The organism is Geomonas sp. Red276, assembly GCF_054784495.1.
The window spans coordinates 1-16,821 of record NZ_BLXW01000006.1; the positions used below are offsets into that span (position 1 = coordinate 1).

At 60.4% G+C, this 16,821-nt stretch carries 18 protein-coding genes; 7 read left to right on the forward strand and 11 right to left on the reverse strand.

Annotated features, from left to right (window positions below):
- Window positions 1-206: 206 nt before the first annotated feature.
- The 3 genes from ACYVL5_RS05830 to hisG all read left to right on the forward strand — a co-directional run bounded on the left by ACYVL5_RS05830 (window position 207) and on the right by hisG (window position 3,315).
- Window positions 207-1,715 carry an O-antigen translocase gene (locus ACYVL5_RS05830; protein WP_460594614.1) on the forward strand — a complete coding sequence of 503 codons (1,509 nt, stop codon included), beginning with the start codon at window positions 207-209 and terminating at the stop codon, window positions 1,713-1,715.
- Between the two features lie 208 nt (window positions 1,716-1,923).
- Window positions 1,924-2,301, forward strand: coding sequence for a phosphoribosyl-AMP cyclohydrolase (hisI, locus tag ACYVL5_RS05835; protein ID WP_460594615.1), 378 nt, complete (start codon window positions 1,924-1,926; stop codon window positions 2,299-2,301).
- Window positions 2,302-2,439: 138 nt separating this feature from the next.
- Window positions 2,440-3,315: an ATP phosphoribosyltransferase gene (gene hisG, locus ACYVL5_RS05840; RefSeq protein WP_460594616.1), complete on the forward strand. Its 876-nt coding sequence runs from the start codon at window positions 2,440-2,442 to the stop codon at window positions 3,313-3,315.
- Window positions 3,316-3,447: 132 nt separating this feature from the next.
- Here hisG and ACYVL5_RS05845 read toward each other — a convergent pair whose 3' ends face one another.
- From ACYVL5_RS05845 to ACYVL5_RS05860, 4 genes are all read right to left on the reverse strand, one after another.
- Window positions 3,448-3,741, reverse strand: coding sequence for a type II toxin-antitoxin system RelE/ParE family toxin (locus ACYVL5_RS05845; RefSeq protein WP_460594617.1), 294 nt, complete (start codon window positions 3,739-3,741; stop codon window positions 3,448-3,450).
- Window positions 3,738-4,019: a CopG family ribbon-helix-helix protein gene (locus ACYVL5_RS05850; RefSeq protein ID WP_460594618.1), complete on the reverse strand. Its 282-nt coding sequence runs from the start codon at window positions 4,017-4,019 to the stop codon at window positions 3,738-3,740. The genes ACYVL5_RS05845 and ACYVL5_RS05850 overlap by 4 nt, the downstream gene beginning before the upstream one ends.
- Window positions 4,020-4,730: 711 nt before the next feature.
- Window positions 4,731-5,405: a fibronectin type III domain-containing protein gene (locus tag ACYVL5_RS05855; RefSeq protein WP_460594619.1), complete on the reverse strand. Its 675-nt coding sequence runs from the start codon at window positions 5,403-5,405 to the stop codon at window positions 4,731-4,733.
- A 196-nt stretch (window positions 5,406-5,601) separates the two neighbouring features.
- Entirely contained in the window at window positions 5,602-6,021 is a 420-nt protein-coding gene (locus tag ACYVL5_RS05860) for an acyl-CoA thioesterase (RefSeq protein WP_460594620.1), read from the reverse strand.
- A 125-nt stretch (window positions 6,022-6,146) separates the two neighbouring features.
- On the opposite strand from ACYVL5_RS05860, the gene ACYVL5_RS05865 reads away from it, so the two are divergent.
- From ACYVL5_RS05865 to ACYVL5_RS05875, 3 genes are read left to right on the forward strand one after another with little or no spacing between them, the layout of a single operon-like run.
- Window positions 6,147-6,380 carry a CopG family transcriptional regulator gene (locus tag ACYVL5_RS05865; protein ID WP_460594621.1) on the forward strand — a complete coding sequence of 78 codons (234 nt, stop codon included), beginning with the start codon at window positions 6,147-6,149 and terminating at the stop codon, window positions 6,378-6,380.
- The gene (locus tag ACYVL5_RS05870; RefSeq protein ID WP_460594764.1) at window positions 6,319-6,615 is read left to right on the forward strand and encodes a type II toxin-antitoxin system RelE family toxin; all 297 of its coding nucleotides are present in this window, start codon (window positions 6,319-6,321) and stop codon (window positions 6,613-6,615) included. The genes ACYVL5_RS05865 and ACYVL5_RS05870 overlap by 62 nt, the downstream gene beginning before the upstream one ends.
- 26 nt (window positions 6,616-6,641) lie before the next feature.
- The gene (locus ACYVL5_RS05875) at window positions 6,642-7,100 is read left to right on the forward strand and encodes a hypothetical protein (RefSeq protein WP_460594622.1); all 459 of its coding nucleotides are present in this window, start codon (window positions 6,642-6,644) and stop codon (window positions 7,098-7,100) included.
- A 217-nt stretch (window positions 7,101-7,317) separates the two neighbouring features.
- On the opposite strand, the gene ACYVL5_RS05880 is transcribed toward ACYVL5_RS05875, so the two are convergent.
- The 6 genes from ACYVL5_RS05880 to ACYVL5_RS05905 all read right to left on the reverse strand — a co-directional run bounded on the left by ACYVL5_RS05880 (window position 7,318) and on the right by ACYVL5_RS05905 (window position 14,622).
- The gene (locus ACYVL5_RS05880) at window positions 7,318-8,025 is read right to left on the reverse strand and encodes a response regulator transcription factor KdpE (protein ID WP_460594623.1); all 708 of its coding nucleotides are present in this window, start codon (window positions 8,023-8,025) and stop codon (window positions 7,318-7,320) included.
- Window positions 8,022-9,557, reverse strand: a complete 1,536-nt coding sequence (locus ACYVL5_RS05885; RefSeq protein ID WP_460594624.1) for a DUF4118 domain-containing protein — start codon at window positions 9,555-9,557, stop codon at window positions 8,022-8,024. The genes ACYVL5_RS05880 and ACYVL5_RS05885 overlap by 4 nt, the downstream gene beginning before the upstream one ends.
- A gap of 230 nt (window positions 9,558-9,787) precedes the next feature.
- A complete protein-coding gene (locus tag ACYVL5_RS05890) occupies window positions 9,788-11,770 on the reverse strand; it encodes an APC family permease (RefSeq protein WP_460594625.1) in 1,983 nt (660 codons plus the stop codon).
- A gap of 121 nt (window positions 11,771-11,891) precedes the next feature.
- On the reverse strand, window positions 11,892-12,110 hold the full coding sequence (locus ACYVL5_RS05895) for a hypothetical protein (RefSeq protein ID WP_460594626.1): 219 nt from the start codon (window positions 12,108-12,110) through the stop codon (window positions 11,892-11,894).
- Window positions 12,111-12,306: 196 nt separating this feature from the next.
- Window positions 12,307-12,498, reverse strand: coding sequence for a hypothetical protein (locus ACYVL5_RS05900; RefSeq protein WP_460594627.1), 192 nt, complete (start codon window positions 12,496-12,498; stop codon window positions 12,307-12,309).
- Window positions 12,499-12,753: 255 nt separating this feature from the next.
- The gene (locus ACYVL5_RS05905; RefSeq protein WP_460594628.1) at window positions 12,754-14,622 is read right to left on the reverse strand and encodes a phosphoenolpyruvate carboxykinase (GTP); all 1,869 of its coding nucleotides are present in this window, start codon (window positions 14,620-14,622) and stop codon (window positions 12,754-12,756) included.
- Between the two features lie 685 nt (window positions 14,623-15,307).
- Here ACYVL5_RS05905 and ACYVL5_RS05910 point away from each other — a divergent pair.
- A complete protein-coding gene (locus tag ACYVL5_RS05910; RefSeq protein ID WP_460594629.1) occupies window positions 15,308-15,466 on the forward strand; it encodes a rubredoxin in 159 nt (52 codons plus the stop codon).
- Window positions 15,467-15,498: 32 nt separating this feature from the next.
- On the opposite strand, the gene ACYVL5_RS05915 is transcribed toward ACYVL5_RS05910, so the two are convergent.
- On the reverse strand, window positions 15,499-16,569 hold the full coding sequence (locus ACYVL5_RS05915; RefSeq protein WP_460594630.1) for a pyridoxal-phosphate-dependent aminotransferase family protein: 1,071 nt from the start codon (window positions 16,567-16,569) through the stop codon (window positions 15,499-15,501).
- Window positions 16,570-16,821 lie beyond the last annotated feature (252 nt).

Sequence of the window (16,821 nt, forward strand, 5' to 3'; positions counted from 1 at the left end):
CCTGACTGGAACTGGAAACGATTCTTCACGGCAGCCTCCTCGGATGGAATGTGCCGTGATTATATGAACCACCTACGACGTAATATGTCGCGCTTGTCTTCCAGCGGAAGATTGGCGCTAATCAGGTTCCATTTTGAATCTTGGGCGAAGGTCAGGCAAAGGTTCCCTCCCTTTCAAGGGGAGGGACATGGTGAGGATGGGGTTTGATGGACGACACCTCTGCAAAGACCGACCGGCAGATTCTCAAATCGACCTTCGTGATGGGGGCCTCTTCCATCGTGAACTCTTTGTTGGGGATTGTGCGTACCAAGGTCATCGCCATTCTTCTCGGGCCGGCAGGGATGGGGCTCACCGGTATCTACATCACCATAACCAACGTGGTCGGCACCCTCTCGGGGATGGGAGTCGGAGACAGCGGGGTGCGGCAGATCGCCGGCGCCTTCGGTTCGGGGGACCCGGTGGCGGTCTCGCGGACGGTGAAGGCGGTCCAGAGGATGGCGATACTCTTCGGCCTCGCCGGTCTGGCGATCATGCTCGTCTTTCGCTCGGGAATCAGCAGCCTCACCTTCGGTCATACCGGACACGCCGTCGATGTCGCCCTTTTATCGCTGACCGTCTTCTTCGGAGCGGTCTCCGCCGGGCAGACCGCGCTCATCCAGGGGATGCGGCGGATCGCCGATCTCGCCAAGGTCAGCATCTGCGGCGCCTTGCTCGGCACCATCCTGAGCGTCCCCGCCATCTACTTCCTCGGTGAGCGCGGCATCGTTCTCTATCTGATCATCGTCTCGGCAACCGCCTTTCTCGCCTCCTGGTGGTACAGCTCCCGCATCTCGATCCCGGCAGTCCCAACGAGTTGGAGGAGCATCCTGGCAGACGCCCGGCCGCTTCTCAAGCTCGGGCTCGCCCTTATGTCGGGGGCGCTAATGTCCGCCGGGACCCAGTACCTCTTGCGGGTGCTGATCGTCCGCGAGATGGGCCTTCCCGCCGCGGGGGCCTACCATGCGTCGACCACCCTTTCCCTTGTGTACGTGGGGGTGATCCTCAACGCCATGCTCACCGACTTTTACCCGCGGCTTTCCGCGGCCTCCCACGACCACGAGGCCTGCACGACCCTCATCAACAAGCAGATCGAGATCGGGCTTTTGCTGGCGGTGCCGGGCATCCTGGCCATCATGACCTTCGCGCCGCTGGTCATCGTGATCTTTTATTCCAGCAAGTTCACCCTGGCGGCGGAGATCCTCAAGTGGCAGGTGCTGGGAGTCCTGCTCCAGGTGGTTTCCTGGCCGATGGGATTCATGCTCAGGGCCAAGGGGAACGGCAAGCTCTTCTTCCTGACCGAGCTCTTCGCGAACCTGACACTGCTGACCCTCGCCTGGCTGGCCATGAAGCGCTTCGGCGTTCCCGGCATCGGGATGGCCTTCTTCGTCATGAACCTCGCCTACTGGTGGCTCATCTTCCTGGTGGACCACTACAACTACGGCTTCTTCTTCAGCCGCGCCAACCTTCGCATCGCCGCCATCTTCGTGCTCACCACGGCGGCGGTGTTCGTCACCCCCTTCCTCCTCGCCGGCCCTATCCACCTGGTGATCAACTCCCTCGTGACCCTGACGGTCGGAGCCTTCTCCTTCTGGTCCCTTTGCGACAAGACCAAGGCAGAAATGGTCCCCGCCATCTTCCACAAAATCCGCCGCGCCCTCGGCGCCCACGCCAACTGAAGTCAGGAGCAAGGGGAGGGGGAAGGGCAGGCCTCCAGCGTTCCTATGAATTCTGCGCCAGGTTCCCTCCCCTTCAAGGGGAGGGGCAGGGTGAGGATGGGGGAAATGTACAATGGGCAGCGGTGAGGATTCCATTGACACCGCACCGCCCTACAGTGTATTAAAGGCTACTTTTGTTCCGAATTCGGCAGGCGCAAGGATTGAGAAAATGATCAAAATCGATTTCGAGAAGATGGGTGGTCTGATTCCGGCGGTCATCCAGGATTATGAAAGCGGCGAAATTCTCATGGTCGCCTTCATGGACGAGAAAACGCTTAACCTGACGCTGAAAGACAAGAAGACCTGGTTCTTCAGCCGTACCCGCAACAAGTACTGGATGAAGGGGGAGGAGTCGGGCAACACCCAGGACGTCATCGAGGTCTTGACCGACTGCGACGCCGACACCGTGGTCATCAAGGTCAAACAGAACGGCCCCGCCGCCTGCCACACCGGTAACCGCAGCTGCTTCTACGTGAAATACGAAGAGGGCGAGTGGGTGGAGCACTCCAATCCACTCTTCGATCCCGCGCAGGTCTACAAGAAATAATCCAAGACCGCCCATGCCCGATGACGCAGCCCTTAGGCCCATCGCGGCAGGGAGGCTGCGTCCATGCATGGTCCGGTTGCCGGTGAAGCCTACCGGAGTCGATGGCCGGCTCCGATCACTTTCAAATGAGGACATGCAATGGAAAAGTTACTGAAACTGGGGATACCGAAGGGAAGCCTGGAAGACGCCACCGTCGAGCTTTTCAAGAAGGCCGGCTGGAAGATATCGATCTCCTCCCGCAGCTATTTCCCGGGGGTGGATGACGACGAGATGAAATGTTCCCTGATCCGTCCGCAGGAGATGGGGAAATATGTCGAGCGCGGGACCATCGACGTCGGCATCGCCGGCCGTGACTGGATCCGCGAGAACGACTCCGACGTCGTCGAAGTCTGCGACATGGTTTACTCCAAGGTTTCCCGCCGCCCCGCCCGCTGGGTGCTGGTGGTGAACGGCGATTCCAAGGTGAAGGGGCCCGAGGATCTGCACGGAGCCACCATCTCCACCGAGCTGGTCGGCTTCACCAAGCGCTACTTCGCCGAGCGTAACATCCCGGTCAACGTCGAGTTCTCCTGGGGGGCCACCGAGGCCAAGGTCGTCGAGGGGCTCTGCGACGCCATCGTCGAAGTGACCGAGACCGGATCCACCATCAAGGCCAACGGCCTCAGGATCGTCTGCGAGCTGATGGAGTCGGTGCCCGTTATGGTTGCCAACAAGGCTGCCTGGGATGATCCGTGGAAGCGCGAGAAGATCCAGCAGATCGCCACCCTGCTCCAGTCGGCGCTGCGTGCCGAAGGGATGGTCGGTCTCAAGATGAACGCCCCCGGCAACAAGGTGGCCGCCATCACCGACATCATCCCGAGCCTCAACCGCCCGACCGTCTCCAACCTCTACAACTCCGACTGGGTCTCCATCGAGAGCATCATGCCCGAGAAAGAAGTCCGCCGCATCGTCCCCGAGCTCATCAAGCTCGGCGCCGAAGGGATCGTGGAGTACTCCCTCAACAAGATCATCTAAGCTCCTCCGAGCGATAAGTCTCTGCCAACAAAAACGGCCGCCCCCATCAGGGCGGCCGTTTTTCATATAGGGGGCGCCTCAGTGCCCATGCGGTTCGTTCTCACCATTCTCCCGCTCCCGCATCGTCACTCATCAATCTACCCGTGGTCCCTCAACTTCTCTGGTATGTTTTACCGCGACAATAAAGATGGTCTGTTCCTCAATACGGTAACGCAGCACATAACCGGCGGACCCGAACGGGATGACTATGTCGAAGTACCCAGGCAAATCTTCTACCGGTTTGCCATAAGGGTATGGCGTCAGCAGCCGAACCGCCGCCTTGATGGCGGCGATCGCCTTTTTAGCCGCTTCCGTATTGAGGGGGATTAAGAACTCCCGAAGCCGCTGGAGGTCGAGAAGGGCTCCAGTTAGCCACTCCACCCTCATTTAGGAGCCTCTTTTTCGTCGTCAGTCCCCCAAGTGTCAATCCATTCCATCACTGCGTCGTTCGAGACGCTCTTTCCGGTCGTGCGGTACTCTTCCCAGCGGTCAAGGGTTTCCTGCTTGAAGCGTTCAGCCGCCTCTTCCCGGTCGAGGTATTGGCTAATCGCCTCTTTGGCCAACCAGTGAGCCGAACGTTTCTTTTGCAGGCTCAGCTTCTTCAAACGTTCCCTTTCCGACAGTGGAAGCTTAACACCCATGGGTTTAAGTTCGTTTCTCTGCATGTAAAGCCTCCGGTAGTACTCAGTATAACCTGATAGTACCTGTACCTTTTAAGCCATGAGATGTCAACGCGTTATCGGCGGTGCGAAGCCCACCGAAAGTTGGCTCGGTCATTCCAGAGAGGGAGCACCAATTCTACCCTCGCCCCTTTAGGGGTGAGGGTGGCCGAAGGCCGGGTGAGGGTTGATTTTTCTCCCAAGATGACGTCGCTTATGGAACAGAAATCGTGATTGCCAAAGTGACGGTGACGGTCCAGGGTTGGAAATCGTGATATCTGAAAAAACATCGCCGGTTGCTGGAACGGAAATCGCCAACTCGAAACTGACGGTGACGGTGCCGGGCTGAAAAAGGGAGTCTCAGAAAAAAGATCGTCGGTGCAGGCACGGAAATCACGATTCCGAGACGGAGGGCGCCGGTGTCGGGGGGAAAGACACAATCTCAGGAAGAACTCGATCGGTTCGGAAGCGAAAATCGCGATCTCGAAACCGGCGGCGCCGGTGGTAGGTTGAAAAAGGCGGGCTGTGAAACAAGACGGTCGGTGCAGACATTGACGTCGTGATCTCGAAATGGACGGCGACGTTGTGCTGAGGTGGAAACGGCACTCTCGGAGCTTACGTTGTCGGTGTCGAAGCGGAAATCGCGATTTTAAAAGCGGCAGGTGGCGCTAACAAAAAGAGACGCCTGCGGGGTAGACCGGCAGGCGCCTCTTTTTTTCAGTGGATGATAAGACTGATGGGCTGGGACCAGGGACCGGGGCCATTCGGGCCGTTGTGCCTGATCCTGAAGTAATACATGCTCACCGGATCCAGGTTGGACACCACGATCTTTCCGCAGGTAAGGTAATGCTCCGGCATGGTTATCCACGAGTCCTCGGAGGCGGGATTACCCTTGCAGAACTGGACCTGATAGGGCCCCCCTTTGGGCATGTGATGGCCTCTCAGGATGGCCTGGCCACTGGAGCCGTTCTTTGCCGTCAGATGGATGTCGACGCCGTAGACATCAGCGGTAGGGGACACCTTGTTTCCAGTCGCTTTCAGAGGGAAGGTGTCCAAAAGGAGAGCAGGATTCCTCAGTTCATAGGCCCTCATGGTGATGTATTGACCGCCAAGCTGGTAGTTGAAGGCGGCTTGCTCCCTAACGAGTTCCAGCTCAGTCTTCTTCGTTTTGTTCCCTGCCCGGTAGTCGGCATCAAGCACGCGCAGCTTGTCCGCATACGATAAGTAGTGATCCGCTCCCTCCAGCCATGCAGGCCAGTTTCCCTCGGTACCGAAGAACGAGTGTTTCTTCAGTCCCGTACCGGTAGTGATGAAGGTGGTGATCATTTGGGGGATGGTCAGGTGGCTCGTCCTCGTGTCAAGCCGCAGATAGTCCTTGATCTGATCGGACACGGTGCACCTCCGATTGTTATAGATTTTTAACCATTGAGGGCAGTGTACCCTGTGCGGGCCGGATTGCAACCTTTCGCCGGGTGAAGGGGGCATTGACCCGGAAGGAAGGGGGCGAACGCTCCCAAGCAGAAAGCCTCTCCTCAATAGCAAGTTGCGGACTCCGGTAGCAAGTAGCTAGATTACACGTGCGTATCGTTCACGGTGCGGGGGCCGAGAAGAGGGCGTGGACGTCGGGGGGGACGCGGGTGGGGCGGTGGGTACGGAGGTCGATCGGGCACCAGAGGGAACGGGCGCGGGCGAGGACTTTCCGGTCACGGGCCCTCAGGATTTCCACGTGCCGCTCAAAGAGGTTTTTCTGGGCCGGCCCTACCCAGGTCCGGCCGATTAGCTCATCATCCAGTTTCGCCGAGGCGAAGTAGTCTATCTCGTGGCGAACTACCACCCACCCGAGCGCCTCTCTCTGTTGCTCACTCGCCAGTTCACACCAGTGGGCCGTCGATACCTCCTGTACCCAACGCAGGTAGACGACGTTATTAACGTGCTCGAAGAAGTCGATATCTTCGGGGGAGACGGTTATTGCTTGCTCGTAGGCATTGGTGGTGAAGTCGGGTGACATGGGAATTGGTATCCTCTCGAGTTTTTGGAAGTAAGGCAGGTGAAAAAACTGCAAACCCTGCCGCCGAGGCCTGGCTTGACGTTATGATGTCATGATGTTACGGTCTTTCCACAGGAGGTAGCAGCATGGCAACGACGACGAAACGGGCAAAAGTTTATTTTGATCCACTGATGCATAAAGCTTTACGCATTAAGGCTGCCGCCACTTCCCGAAGCGTTTCGGAATTGGTCAATGAGGCTGTACGTCTGTCTTTGGCGGATGACGCGGCTGATTTAGCAGCGTTCGATGAACGGCGGGATGAACCGGTCACTTCTTTCGAGGAGGTGCTCAAGGACCTCAAACAACGTGGCCGAATATAGCCTCTTTTTCAAAGCTTCTGCAATAAAGGATCTCGAGGGGATACCAAAACAACATCTCCAGAAAATCATGGTCCGTATGGAAGGACTTCGTTCGAACCCTCGACCGCCGGGAAGCGAGAAGCTTTCGGGGCAGGACAGATACCGCATCAGGCAAGGTGTCATTTACTCGATCCATGACTTTGAACTGTCTGTGTGGATAGTCAAGGTGGCCCATCGCCGAGAACTTTATCGATAAGAGGTAGCATTTTGATTGGAGGCAACATGCGCCGAAAGGAAGGTGCTGGAGCTCCATCGCTGTGGAAAGAACATTCGCTCAGTCTCGTCGCAGGCGGGATTCTCCTCCTCTGGGTCGTCCTCTACGTTTTCTCCAATCCTCACTCTCATCCCGGCTCGTTCTTCGGTAACGCCATCGCGGATTGGATGGGGGTGGTCATAACCATTCTCGCCACCAAGTGGTTCTTCGAGAAAGGGTCAAGGGAGAGCAGGCAGCCTAAGAAGGTCTACCGCGGCCCGGTCCGGGAGTTTCTTCACGAGCACTCGCTTACCATCTTCCTGCTGTTTACCGCCCTCGGGTGGCTAGTGCTTTTTCTGAACATGGACCCGGACAGCAGGTGGGGGACGGTGGTCAGCAATTTCTTGTCGGAATGGTCGCAGCAGATCGGGCTGGTTCTTTTGACTAAGAAGCTGATCGAGCGCGGCTCGAAGGAAAGTAAGGATTGACTCCCCCCAGCATCTCGCTCAGGCTCCCCCCCCATCCTCACCCTGTCCCTCCTTCAAGAGGAGGGGACCCGATTGGGTAATCTTCAGGAACTGCCGGCGGTGGTAAAATTCCTCCCAGTGTAGGTGGGCAGTCCCTTGCCCACCATTCCTTTCGGAACCGCGTGGGCACGGGGTGCCCACCCTACGACTTTGTCAAAGGGGGGACCAGAGGTGCTCTTCAGTCCGGGCCTTTCATGCGGTAGCCGACGCCGGGCTCGGTGAGGATGAAACGGGGGCGGGAGGGATCGGGCTCGATCTTTTTCCTCAGATTGCTGATGTTCACCCGCAGGACGTGCGGCTGCTCGAGATAGGCGGTCCCCCAGATCTGCTTCAGGATCTGGCTGTGGGTCAGCACCTTGCCGGCATGGACCACCAGCATTCGCAACAGGTCGTATTCGGTCGGCGTCAGCGCCACCTGTTCTCCCCGGACGTTTACCACCCGGTGGGGAAGGTCCACTACCAGGTCTGCCACCTGGAACACCGGCTCCGGCGCCTGCTGGAGCGATCTCCGCAGCGCAACCTTCACCCGCGCCAAAAGCTCGGCTACCCCGAATGGCTTGGTGAGGTAGTCGTCGGCCCCCGTGTCGAGCGCCTTCACCTTGTCGTCTTCCCGCTCCCTCACCGAAAGCACGATGATCGGTACCTGCGACCACTCCCTGATCCGCCTGATCACCTCGATGCCGTCGAGATCCGGCAGACCCAGGTCGAGGAGGATCAGGTCCGGCCGCACCGCCACGGCGGCGGCAAGGCCGGAGTGCGCATCGGCGGCCTGGTGGACGGAGAAGTCTGCGGTGTCCAGTGCGGTCTTCAAGAAGCGCTGGATGGCTGCTTCGTCGTCGATCACCAGTATGCGGGGAAGATTCGTGCTGCCCTGTTCCGTGTTCATGATGGTTGCCTACCTCCTGCCGGCAAGCTCTGGTGGAGGGTGATGATCACCTTGAGTCCCCCCTCCTTCCGGTTCTCTGCCCTGATTGATCCGCCATGGGCCTCGACGATCCCCTTGCAGATGGAAAGCCCAAGCCCGGTCCCTCCGGCGCCTTCCGGGACCGGGGTGCGATAGAATTTGTCGAAGATCTTCCCCAGGTCGTGCTCGGGGACGCCTGGCCCCCGGTCGCTCACCTCGATCACGAGGCTGTCTCCTTCGGTCCGCGACGATATCTCGATCTGGCTCCCCTCCGGCGTGTACTTTCCCGCGTTTTCCAGGAGGTTGACGATCACCTGGATCATCAGCACGAGGTCCAGCGGGACCAGGGGGAGGTCGGGCTCCAGATTCACCGACACCTCCCTCCCGCTCAGCCGCGGCTCCACGGCGGCCAGCGCGCAGCCGATCAGGTCCTGGATGTCGCACGGCTCCGGCCGAGGTTGCAGAGCGCCGGCTTCCAGGCGGGTCATGTCGAGCAGGTTGGCGACGAAACGGTTGAGCCTGCCGGCCTGGTCGCGTGCGGTCTCTAAAAGGTCGGCCCGGTTCGGCGCGCTGAGCTTGTCTTCTTCCTCGGCAAGGGTGCTGAGGACGCCGGTGATGGCGGCGAGCGGGCTTCTAAGATCATGGGAGATGGAATTGAGCAGCGCCCGTTCGAGGTTCTCCCTGGCCTTCAGAAGCTGGGCCTGCTGTGCCTCGCCAATCAGCCGGACGCGCTCCAGGGCCATAGAGGTTTGGGTCGCAAAGGAATTGATGAAGCGGTGCAGCTGCCTCCCCTCGGGATGTCGGCTGTCGTCGATACGGATGCAGAGGACCCCCAGCGTCCCCGCCAGGGCCTTCAGGGGGAGAAAGCTCCACGGGCTTTCCGGATAGGAGCCGGTGCCTCGGCCGGCCATGCGCCGGCTGCGGTAACTCCAGGTCGCGATCTCCAGCTCCTCGCCGGAAAGTTCCACCCCTTCGGTGGCGGCCGCCGCGGATAGCCCCCCATCGGAAGGAGTCAGGACGATCACTCGGGCATCCAGGCTCTGCTCGATGTGGGTGATGGCGGCTGACAAAACAGCTGTGGTATCCACCGCCGCGGCGAGATCCCGGCTCAGGTTGTAGAGGCTGGAGGTCTGGTGTTCCCGGACCCTGAGGGTCTCCAGGCTCTCCCTTACCTTGGCCACCAGGGTGCTGATGACGACCCCGACGGTGAAGAGGGTGACGAAGGTGACCAGGTATTCCTTGTCGTGGATGGTGAGCGAAAAGCGCGGCGGGACGAAGAAGAAGTCGAAGGCGACTACCCCGAACAACGCGGTGATCATGGCCGGGAGGCGGCCGAGGAAGACGGCGGCCAGGACTACGGCCAGCAGGTAGGGCATGACCATGTTGACCGGCGAAAGGTACGGGCGGGCCTGCTCACAGATAACCGTCGTCACCGCGACCAGGGCGATGGCGAAGAGATAACGGGTGAAGGGTCCCACGTAGGGGGGATTGGTGAACGGGCTGCCTCGTCTCACAGGGGACGCTACCTTTTTCTGGATTAAAAACATCACGAATTTAACAGATGCCTCTGATAAGACAAGCTTATATTCTGCACCTGGAGGAGGTGGCGGGGCCGGCTCTGCTAAAATCCCCCCTGTCCCCCCTTTGCGAAAGGGGGGAACCATAGGCTACTTGCGTTCTCCTGCGCATTCTCCTGCGGATGCTCCCCGAAGGAACGGGCGCCGACCGATGGAGGTGGTCAACGTTATATGGTCACCCGGATCGGGAGGATCACCGTGGTCAGCCCGTCCCACTGGAGGCGGCGCTGGATCGAGAAGGAAGTCTCGTTGTGCAGCATCCGGTGGTAGAACTTCTCCAGCCGGAAGGTGAGCTGTCCGGTGAAGACGGTGGAGCGTGGGAATTCCTCCCCAAGCTGACGGCAGACCCGCACCGCGCTTTCCACCACGTCGGTCCCCACTTCGAGCCGGTAATCGGAGGCGAACCCCAGCCGCCGGGCGAGGTCCACATACTTCTCCAGCGACTGCCGGGCGTTCGCTTCCAGCGCCTCCATCTCCTCCGCCCCCTTGAAGGAGCCCGAGTCGATGACCGCCACCGAGACGAAGATGATGTTCTGGTACGCCTTCGGGAAAGAGGTGACGATCGAGAGGAGGGTATGGACGCCGAACCCGCTGTAGCTCGAGACCAGCTGGATGGCGGTCGAATCCCTCGGGGAGGGGGGATCCATGTTGACCGGCCCGGTGGTGGGGAAATCCAGCAAGGTCTCGTCGAGCTGCATCATCCCTTTGCGGACCGTGAGATAGTGGCTCCTGATGAGGTAGCAGCAGCCGATGACCGCCGCGGTGATCAGCAGGGTGAGCCATCCTCCCTCCATGAACTTCTCGAGGGTAGTGATGACGAGAATGGTGGCGCAGAGGATGAGGCCGACCAGGTGCACGAGAAGATGGCGGATCCATTGCGGATCTTCGTGCCGCCTTTGAATGTAGAAGCGCGACATCCCGAGCTGAGACAGGGAGAAGGTCAGGAATACGTTGATGGAGTACATGACCACCAGGTGCGAGACGCTCCCCCGGGTGTAGATCAGCAGCGCGATGGAGGCGGCTCCCATGAGGACGATGCCGTTACGCATGGTGAGCCGGACCGACAGCGCGGCAAAGCGGTGGGGGAACCAGGAGTCCACCGCCATGTTGGACATGACCCGGGGGCCGTCCACGAAGCCGGTCTGCGCGGCCACCAGCAAGAGCGCCCCCTCGGAGAAGATGGTCACGAAGGCGAGGGTGTTTCCGAACCGCCAGTGCCCGAAAAGGGAATCGGCCAGCACGGCGTTGAGGGTTTTCCCCTCCACCGGCTGGATCCCGATCAGGGAATAACAGAGAAAGAGCACTCCCGCGGTGAAGGCAAGGGAAACTGCCATGTACACCATGGTACGCTTCCCGGTCTGAACCCGCGGCTCCCTCATGATCTGCAGCCCGTTGGAGACCGCCTCGATACCGGTGTAGGTACCGCCCCCCAGGGAGTAGGCGCGGAGAAAGAGGAGCATGATGCCGAAGGCCCCGATGGTGGTGAGGTCGTGGGAGAGCCCGGCGTGGAAATCACGGGTCAGCGGGCCGAAGCGATCGGTGTGGGTGAAGATCCCGTCGACCAGCATGAAGACGTGGGTGGCCACGAACACCATGAAGATGGGGGCCATGACGGCGATGGATTCCTTGACGCCGCGGATGTTGAGGACGATCAGGAGAACGGCCAGGACGCAGGCAACCTGCACCTTGTAGGGATGGAACTGCTGCGGCACGTAACTGAAGAGCGCGTCGACACAGGAGGCGATCGAGACGGTGATGGTCAGGACGTAGTCGACCAGGAGGGCGCTCCCCGAGATGACCCCCGCCTTCTCGCCGAGCATGTGGGTGGCCACGATGTATCCGCCGCCCCCGTGCGGGAAGTGTTCGATGATGCGCGAGTAGGCGTAGGAGATGATGAAGACGGTGAGCGCGGTGAAGCAGCCGAGCAGGATCGCGAGGTAGGTGTGGTTTCCCAGGGCACGGAAGGCCTCCTCGGGACCATAGGACGAGGAGGAGAGACCGTCGGCGCCCAAGCCTACCCAGGCGAGGATCGGGATCAAAGACATCTTGTGGAAGAGATGGGGATCCTTAAGGTACTTCGGCGAGCCGAAGACGGCCGTCATGATGCGGCTCAAAAATCCGCCCTGCTCGGCAGGTCCTTGCTGTGCCATGAGGGCCCCTTTCTTGATCGTTACTGGCGGCGGTGGGCGCTGCAATGCTGACACCACTATTATACTAGCGTCGGGGGCACCAGGCTGAGATCAAGATGCACACCCGGTCGTCCATGGCCGGTCAGGCGGTGGACGTTTTGACCCGGGAGGGGTGCGGAAGCACTTTCCAGCACTGTTCGTTCACACTGAAGACCGGCACTTGGCCCGGCCCGACCACGGGAGGTGCTATGTGGGTGGCTCCCTCTGGGAGATCTACCGGTCTGTTGGCGACGGTCCCGCCATCGGCGAAGTCTTCGCCCTGGTAGAAACCGCTTTCCGGAGAGTACAGGAAGATTTTCATGGCGCCACCCCCTTCCGGTTGTCCTTCTTGGTTATCTTCAGGGTAGCGCGAAGGGGCTAAAGAGGGTGTCAAGATAGGGGCATAGGAGGTAAAGAAGGTGTCAAGGAGTGTGGAGGGGAACCGGGCAAAAAAAAGAGCCCCGTTTTTCGCGGGGCTCTCCCTTTCGGTATGGTGTCGGGTGGGAATCGTGAATCCGTCAGGAGACGACTTCGCAGTCATCCTCCTGCCAGCTGTCCAGGGTGCCGTCCATGAGTTCCACCTGGACGGTGTCACCCTCCAGCGTGCAGCCGTAGGTCAGGCCGACTTCGCCGGTAGCCCGGTTTCTCACTTTGAGCCGCTCGTCCCTTCTCTGGGTCCGGTCGCAAATCTCGGAGTATGGCCCTTTCATGGTGTCCCTCCTGAAGTTGCTTTTGCTTTAATGATATCAGTTTCCACCCACTATGCAAACTTCGCAAACTGCCGCTCCGGCAGGGCCTTCTGGCTGCGCTTCCCCCATTAAAATGCCCGACGCACTCAAGCCCCACAACCAACACCACCCTCACCCCTCCCCCTCTCCCCTGAAGGGGCGAGGGGAAAAGCTCACATAAAAAAAGGCCCCGGCGGTAAACCGGGGCCTTCTCATGGTGACGGTTCTGGTCAACGACTAGTCGTTGTAACCTTCGCCCTCTTCCGGGGTGTACTGCTCCCAGTGCTCCGGAGAGCGCCAGAGGCCGGAGAGGATCAGTTCGCGGATGTGGAGGAACTCTTTCGGGAGACGGTCGTACATCTTCACGAAGAGCTCTTCGTGGGAGAGGATCTCTTCCTTCCACACGTCGCGGTCGATCGACATGAGCTCTTTGAACTGTTCGCGGCTGACGCTGTCCAGACCGGTCCAGTCGAGGGCTTCGTAGCGCGGCATCCACCCCAGCGGGCTCTCGACGGCGGCGCCGGCGCTCTTACCCTGGGAGCGCTCGACGATCCACTTCAGGATGCGCATGTTTTCGCCAAAGCCCGGCCAGAGGAACTTGCCGTTGGCGTCCTTACGGAACCAGTTGACGGAGAAGATGCGCGGCGGGTTGGGGGTGGTGCGGCCGATCTGCAGCCAGTGGTTGAAGTAATCGGCCATGTGGTAGCCGGTGAACGGAAGCATGGCGAACGGGTCGCGGCGGACGTTGCCGATGGCGCCGACCGCGGCAGCGGTGGTCTCGGAACCCATGGTGGCGGCCAGGTAGACGCCGTAGCTCCAGTTGAAGGCCTGGTAGACGAGCGGGATCACGTTGTTGCGGCGGCCGCCGAACACGAAGGCGCGCATCGGCACCCCTTTGGGGTTTTCCCACTCCGGGTCGATGGAGGGGCAGTTGGCCGCCGGGGAGGTGAAGCGGGAGTTCGGGTGGGCGGCGTTACGGCCGCAACCCTTGGTCCACTCGTTCCCCTGCCAGTCGGTCAGCTTCTCGGGGGCCTCGTCGGTCATCCCCTCCCACCAGACGTCGCCGTCCGGGGTGAGCGCAACGTTGGTGAAGATGGAGTCCTTGGAGCAGGAGTGCATGGCGTTCGGGTTGGATTTGAAGGAGGTGCCGGGGGCCACGCCGAAGAAGCCCGCTTCCGGGTTGATGGCGTAGAGCTGGCCGTCGGCGCCGGGCTTGATCCAGGCGATGTCGTCGCCGACGGTGGAAACCTTCCACCCCTCTTCCTGGAGAGCCTTGGGCGGAACCAGCATGGCCAGGTTGGTCTTGCCGCAGGCGCTCGGGAAGGCGGCGCCGAGGTAGGTCTTCTCGCCGGCCGGGGACTCGATGCCGAGGATCAGCATATGCTCGGCAAGCCACCCTTCGTCCTTGGCGATCTTGGAGGCGATCCTCAGGGCGAGGCACTTCTTGCCCAAGAGGGCGTTGCCGCCGTAGCCGGAACCGAAGGACCAGATGGTGCGCTCCTCCGGGAAGTGAACGATGTACTTCTCCTTGTTGCACGGCCAGGGGACGTCTTTCTGGCCCGGGGCGAGCGGGGCGCCGACCGAGTGCAGGCAGGGGACGAACTCGCCGTTCTCGCCGAGGATGTCGACGACCTTCTTACCCATGCGGGTCATGATCTTCATGTTGACGGCGACGTAGGCGGAGTCGGAGATCTCCACGCCGATCTTGGCGATGTTGGAGCCCAGGGGACCCATGCTGAAGGGGATGACGTACATGGTGCGCCCCTTCATGCAGCCGGTGAACAGGCCGGTCAGGGTCTTCTTCATCTCCTTCGGGCTCATCCAGTTGTTGGTCGGGCCTGCGTCGGCTTTGGAGAGGCTGCAGATGAAGGTGCGGTCCTCGACGCGGGCCACGTCACCGGGATCGGACCAGGCGAGGTAGCTGTTCGGGCGCTTCTCGGGGTTCAGTTTACGAAAGGTGCCGGCCTGGACCAGCTCATTGCACAGACGGTCGTATTCTTCCTCGGAACCGTCGCACCAGTAGATGTTGTCGGGCTGGCACATGGCCGCCATTTCTTCTACCCATTTCAGTAACTGCTTGTTCTTAACCTCGTAACTCATGTCCACTCCCTCCTTTTGATGTAGGATTTCGAACTCAAATTATGTGAACGTTTGAGGAAACAGCCGTTAGCCTCGCGCGGTTGAATTCAATTCCTTGCAGTCACCGATTTTTGGGGGTAGTACCCCCTGCCAGCTATGGCTTCCGCAAGAGTCGGTTCTTGGCGGGTCGCAAAAGCGAAGGGAAGCCGGCCGGATCGAGCGGTGTACCACTATCCGGTGCTGGATGATTCTCTGGGCTGGTTGCTTGCTACAGGGGATCTTTGTGATACGGTATGCGGGATGTGTTGAACGTGTGGTGTGGGGAGATACTTCGGGAGCCCCTCGTCCTGAGTGACGAAATGCTCAATGACTTGAAGGTGCCGTCGGGCGGGACTTGATCGCAGTCTCGGCCGTGCTTGCTGAGACTCATGCACCTTAAGACCTCATTGAGCATCGATGTATCTCCTTGGACCCTCAATTTTTAATTATGACAAAGTAACACAACGGCCGTCAAAATCAAGCCTTAAATTGACGTTCACGTCGATGCCGATACAGTGTCTTTCGCAGCTAACTCAGGCTATGAGCCGACTTACGGTGGTATTGACGGTGAGCAGCCTCCGTTTTGAGAGTTCCGCTGCGATGAAGATCAACGGCATCAAAACGGTTTTTGGTGGACCAGCAACCGCCGCTTCATGATGAGAAAGGAGCCGCCATGGAACTCTACATCTGCACCATCTGCCACTACGTTTACGATCCGGAACGCGGCGACCCCGACCACGGGATCCCCGCCGGCACCCCCTTCACCGAGCTCCCCGACGACTGGCTCTGCCCGCTGTGCGGCGCCGGCAAACAGGTCTTCACCAAAGGGTAGTCGGCCGGGGGGAGGTTTTCCCTCCCCCCCTCCTACATCTCCTTGAGGATCGCCTCCATCTCGGAGGTGATTCCCTTCAGGTCTTCCAGCTGCATGTCACCCATGTGGGCCACCCGGAAGGTTTTCCCCTTGAGTTTCCCGTAGCCGTCGTCGAAGGCGTACCCGCGCTCGCCCAGCCGCTTCTTGAGCTGCGCCAGGTCGATCTCGCGCGAGTTGGTCGCGCAGGTGAGGGTCAGCGAGCGGTACGGCTCGGCGGGAAGGAAGCCGAAACCGTGCTCGGCCACCCAGCCCCGCACGAAGGCCGCCAGTTCCCGGTGCCGGGTCCAGCGCCTGTCGAGCCCTTCGGCGAACATCCGGTCCAACTGGCGGTCGAGCGCGTAGATGAGCGAGATGCACGGGGTGGAGGGGGTGTTGTCCTTCTCGTCGGCGGCGGCGAACTCGAGGAAGTCGAAGTAGTAGCCGCGTCCCGGGACGGTCTTGGCGCGGTCGAGCGCCTTCTGGCTGGCGGTGAAGACCGCCAGTCCCGGCGGAAGGGCGAAGGCCTTCTGGACCCCGAAGACGCAGCAGTCGATCCCGAGTTCGGCGACCGGAATCTTGAGCGCGCTCATCGAGGAGACGGTGTCGACGATGGAGACCACCTCCGGGTACTTCTTGAGCACCTGGGCGATCTCGGGGAGCGGCGACATTACCCCGGTGGAGGTCTCGTTGTGGATGAGGGTGATGGCGTCGTACTTGCCGGTGGAGAGGGCGCTCTCCACGAGCTCCGGGGTGATCGGCTCCCCCCAGGGTACCTTGAAGGCGTCGGCCTCCTTGCCGCAGGCGAGGGTGACGTTGTGCCACTTGTCGGAGAAGGCGCCGTTGCAGAAGTTCGCGCAGCGTTTTCCCACCAGGTTGCGGACCGCCCCTTCCATGGCGCCGAAGGCGCTCGAGGTCGAGAGGAAGACCCGGTCCTCGGTGAACATAAGGCGCTTCAGCTTGGTGGTCACCCCCTGGTGCAGGCGGGCGTACTCGGGCATCCGGTGACCGATCATGGGGGTCGCCATGGCTTCGAGAATCTCGGGGGCAACTTCGATAGGGCCGGGGATGAACAGTTTCTTGTGCATGGAAGGCTCCAGGGATGCGTTCTTTGCGGGCAGCCGGGACGGTGGGAAGAGCTGGTAGGGGCGCGCGGGGCGCCGTTGCCGTGCTGCGGGCGGTTCATGAACCTACCAGATGAGGGCCCGCATGTCAATTGCGGCTTTCCCGCGAGGGGGGCCCTTCCACCCGGCGCCGCGGTGCCACCGGGCATTCATTCTCACGTGCCACCAGCATTCTTCTCAAGATTGCCGTGCTCCCGACGATAAGATGAAGCGACC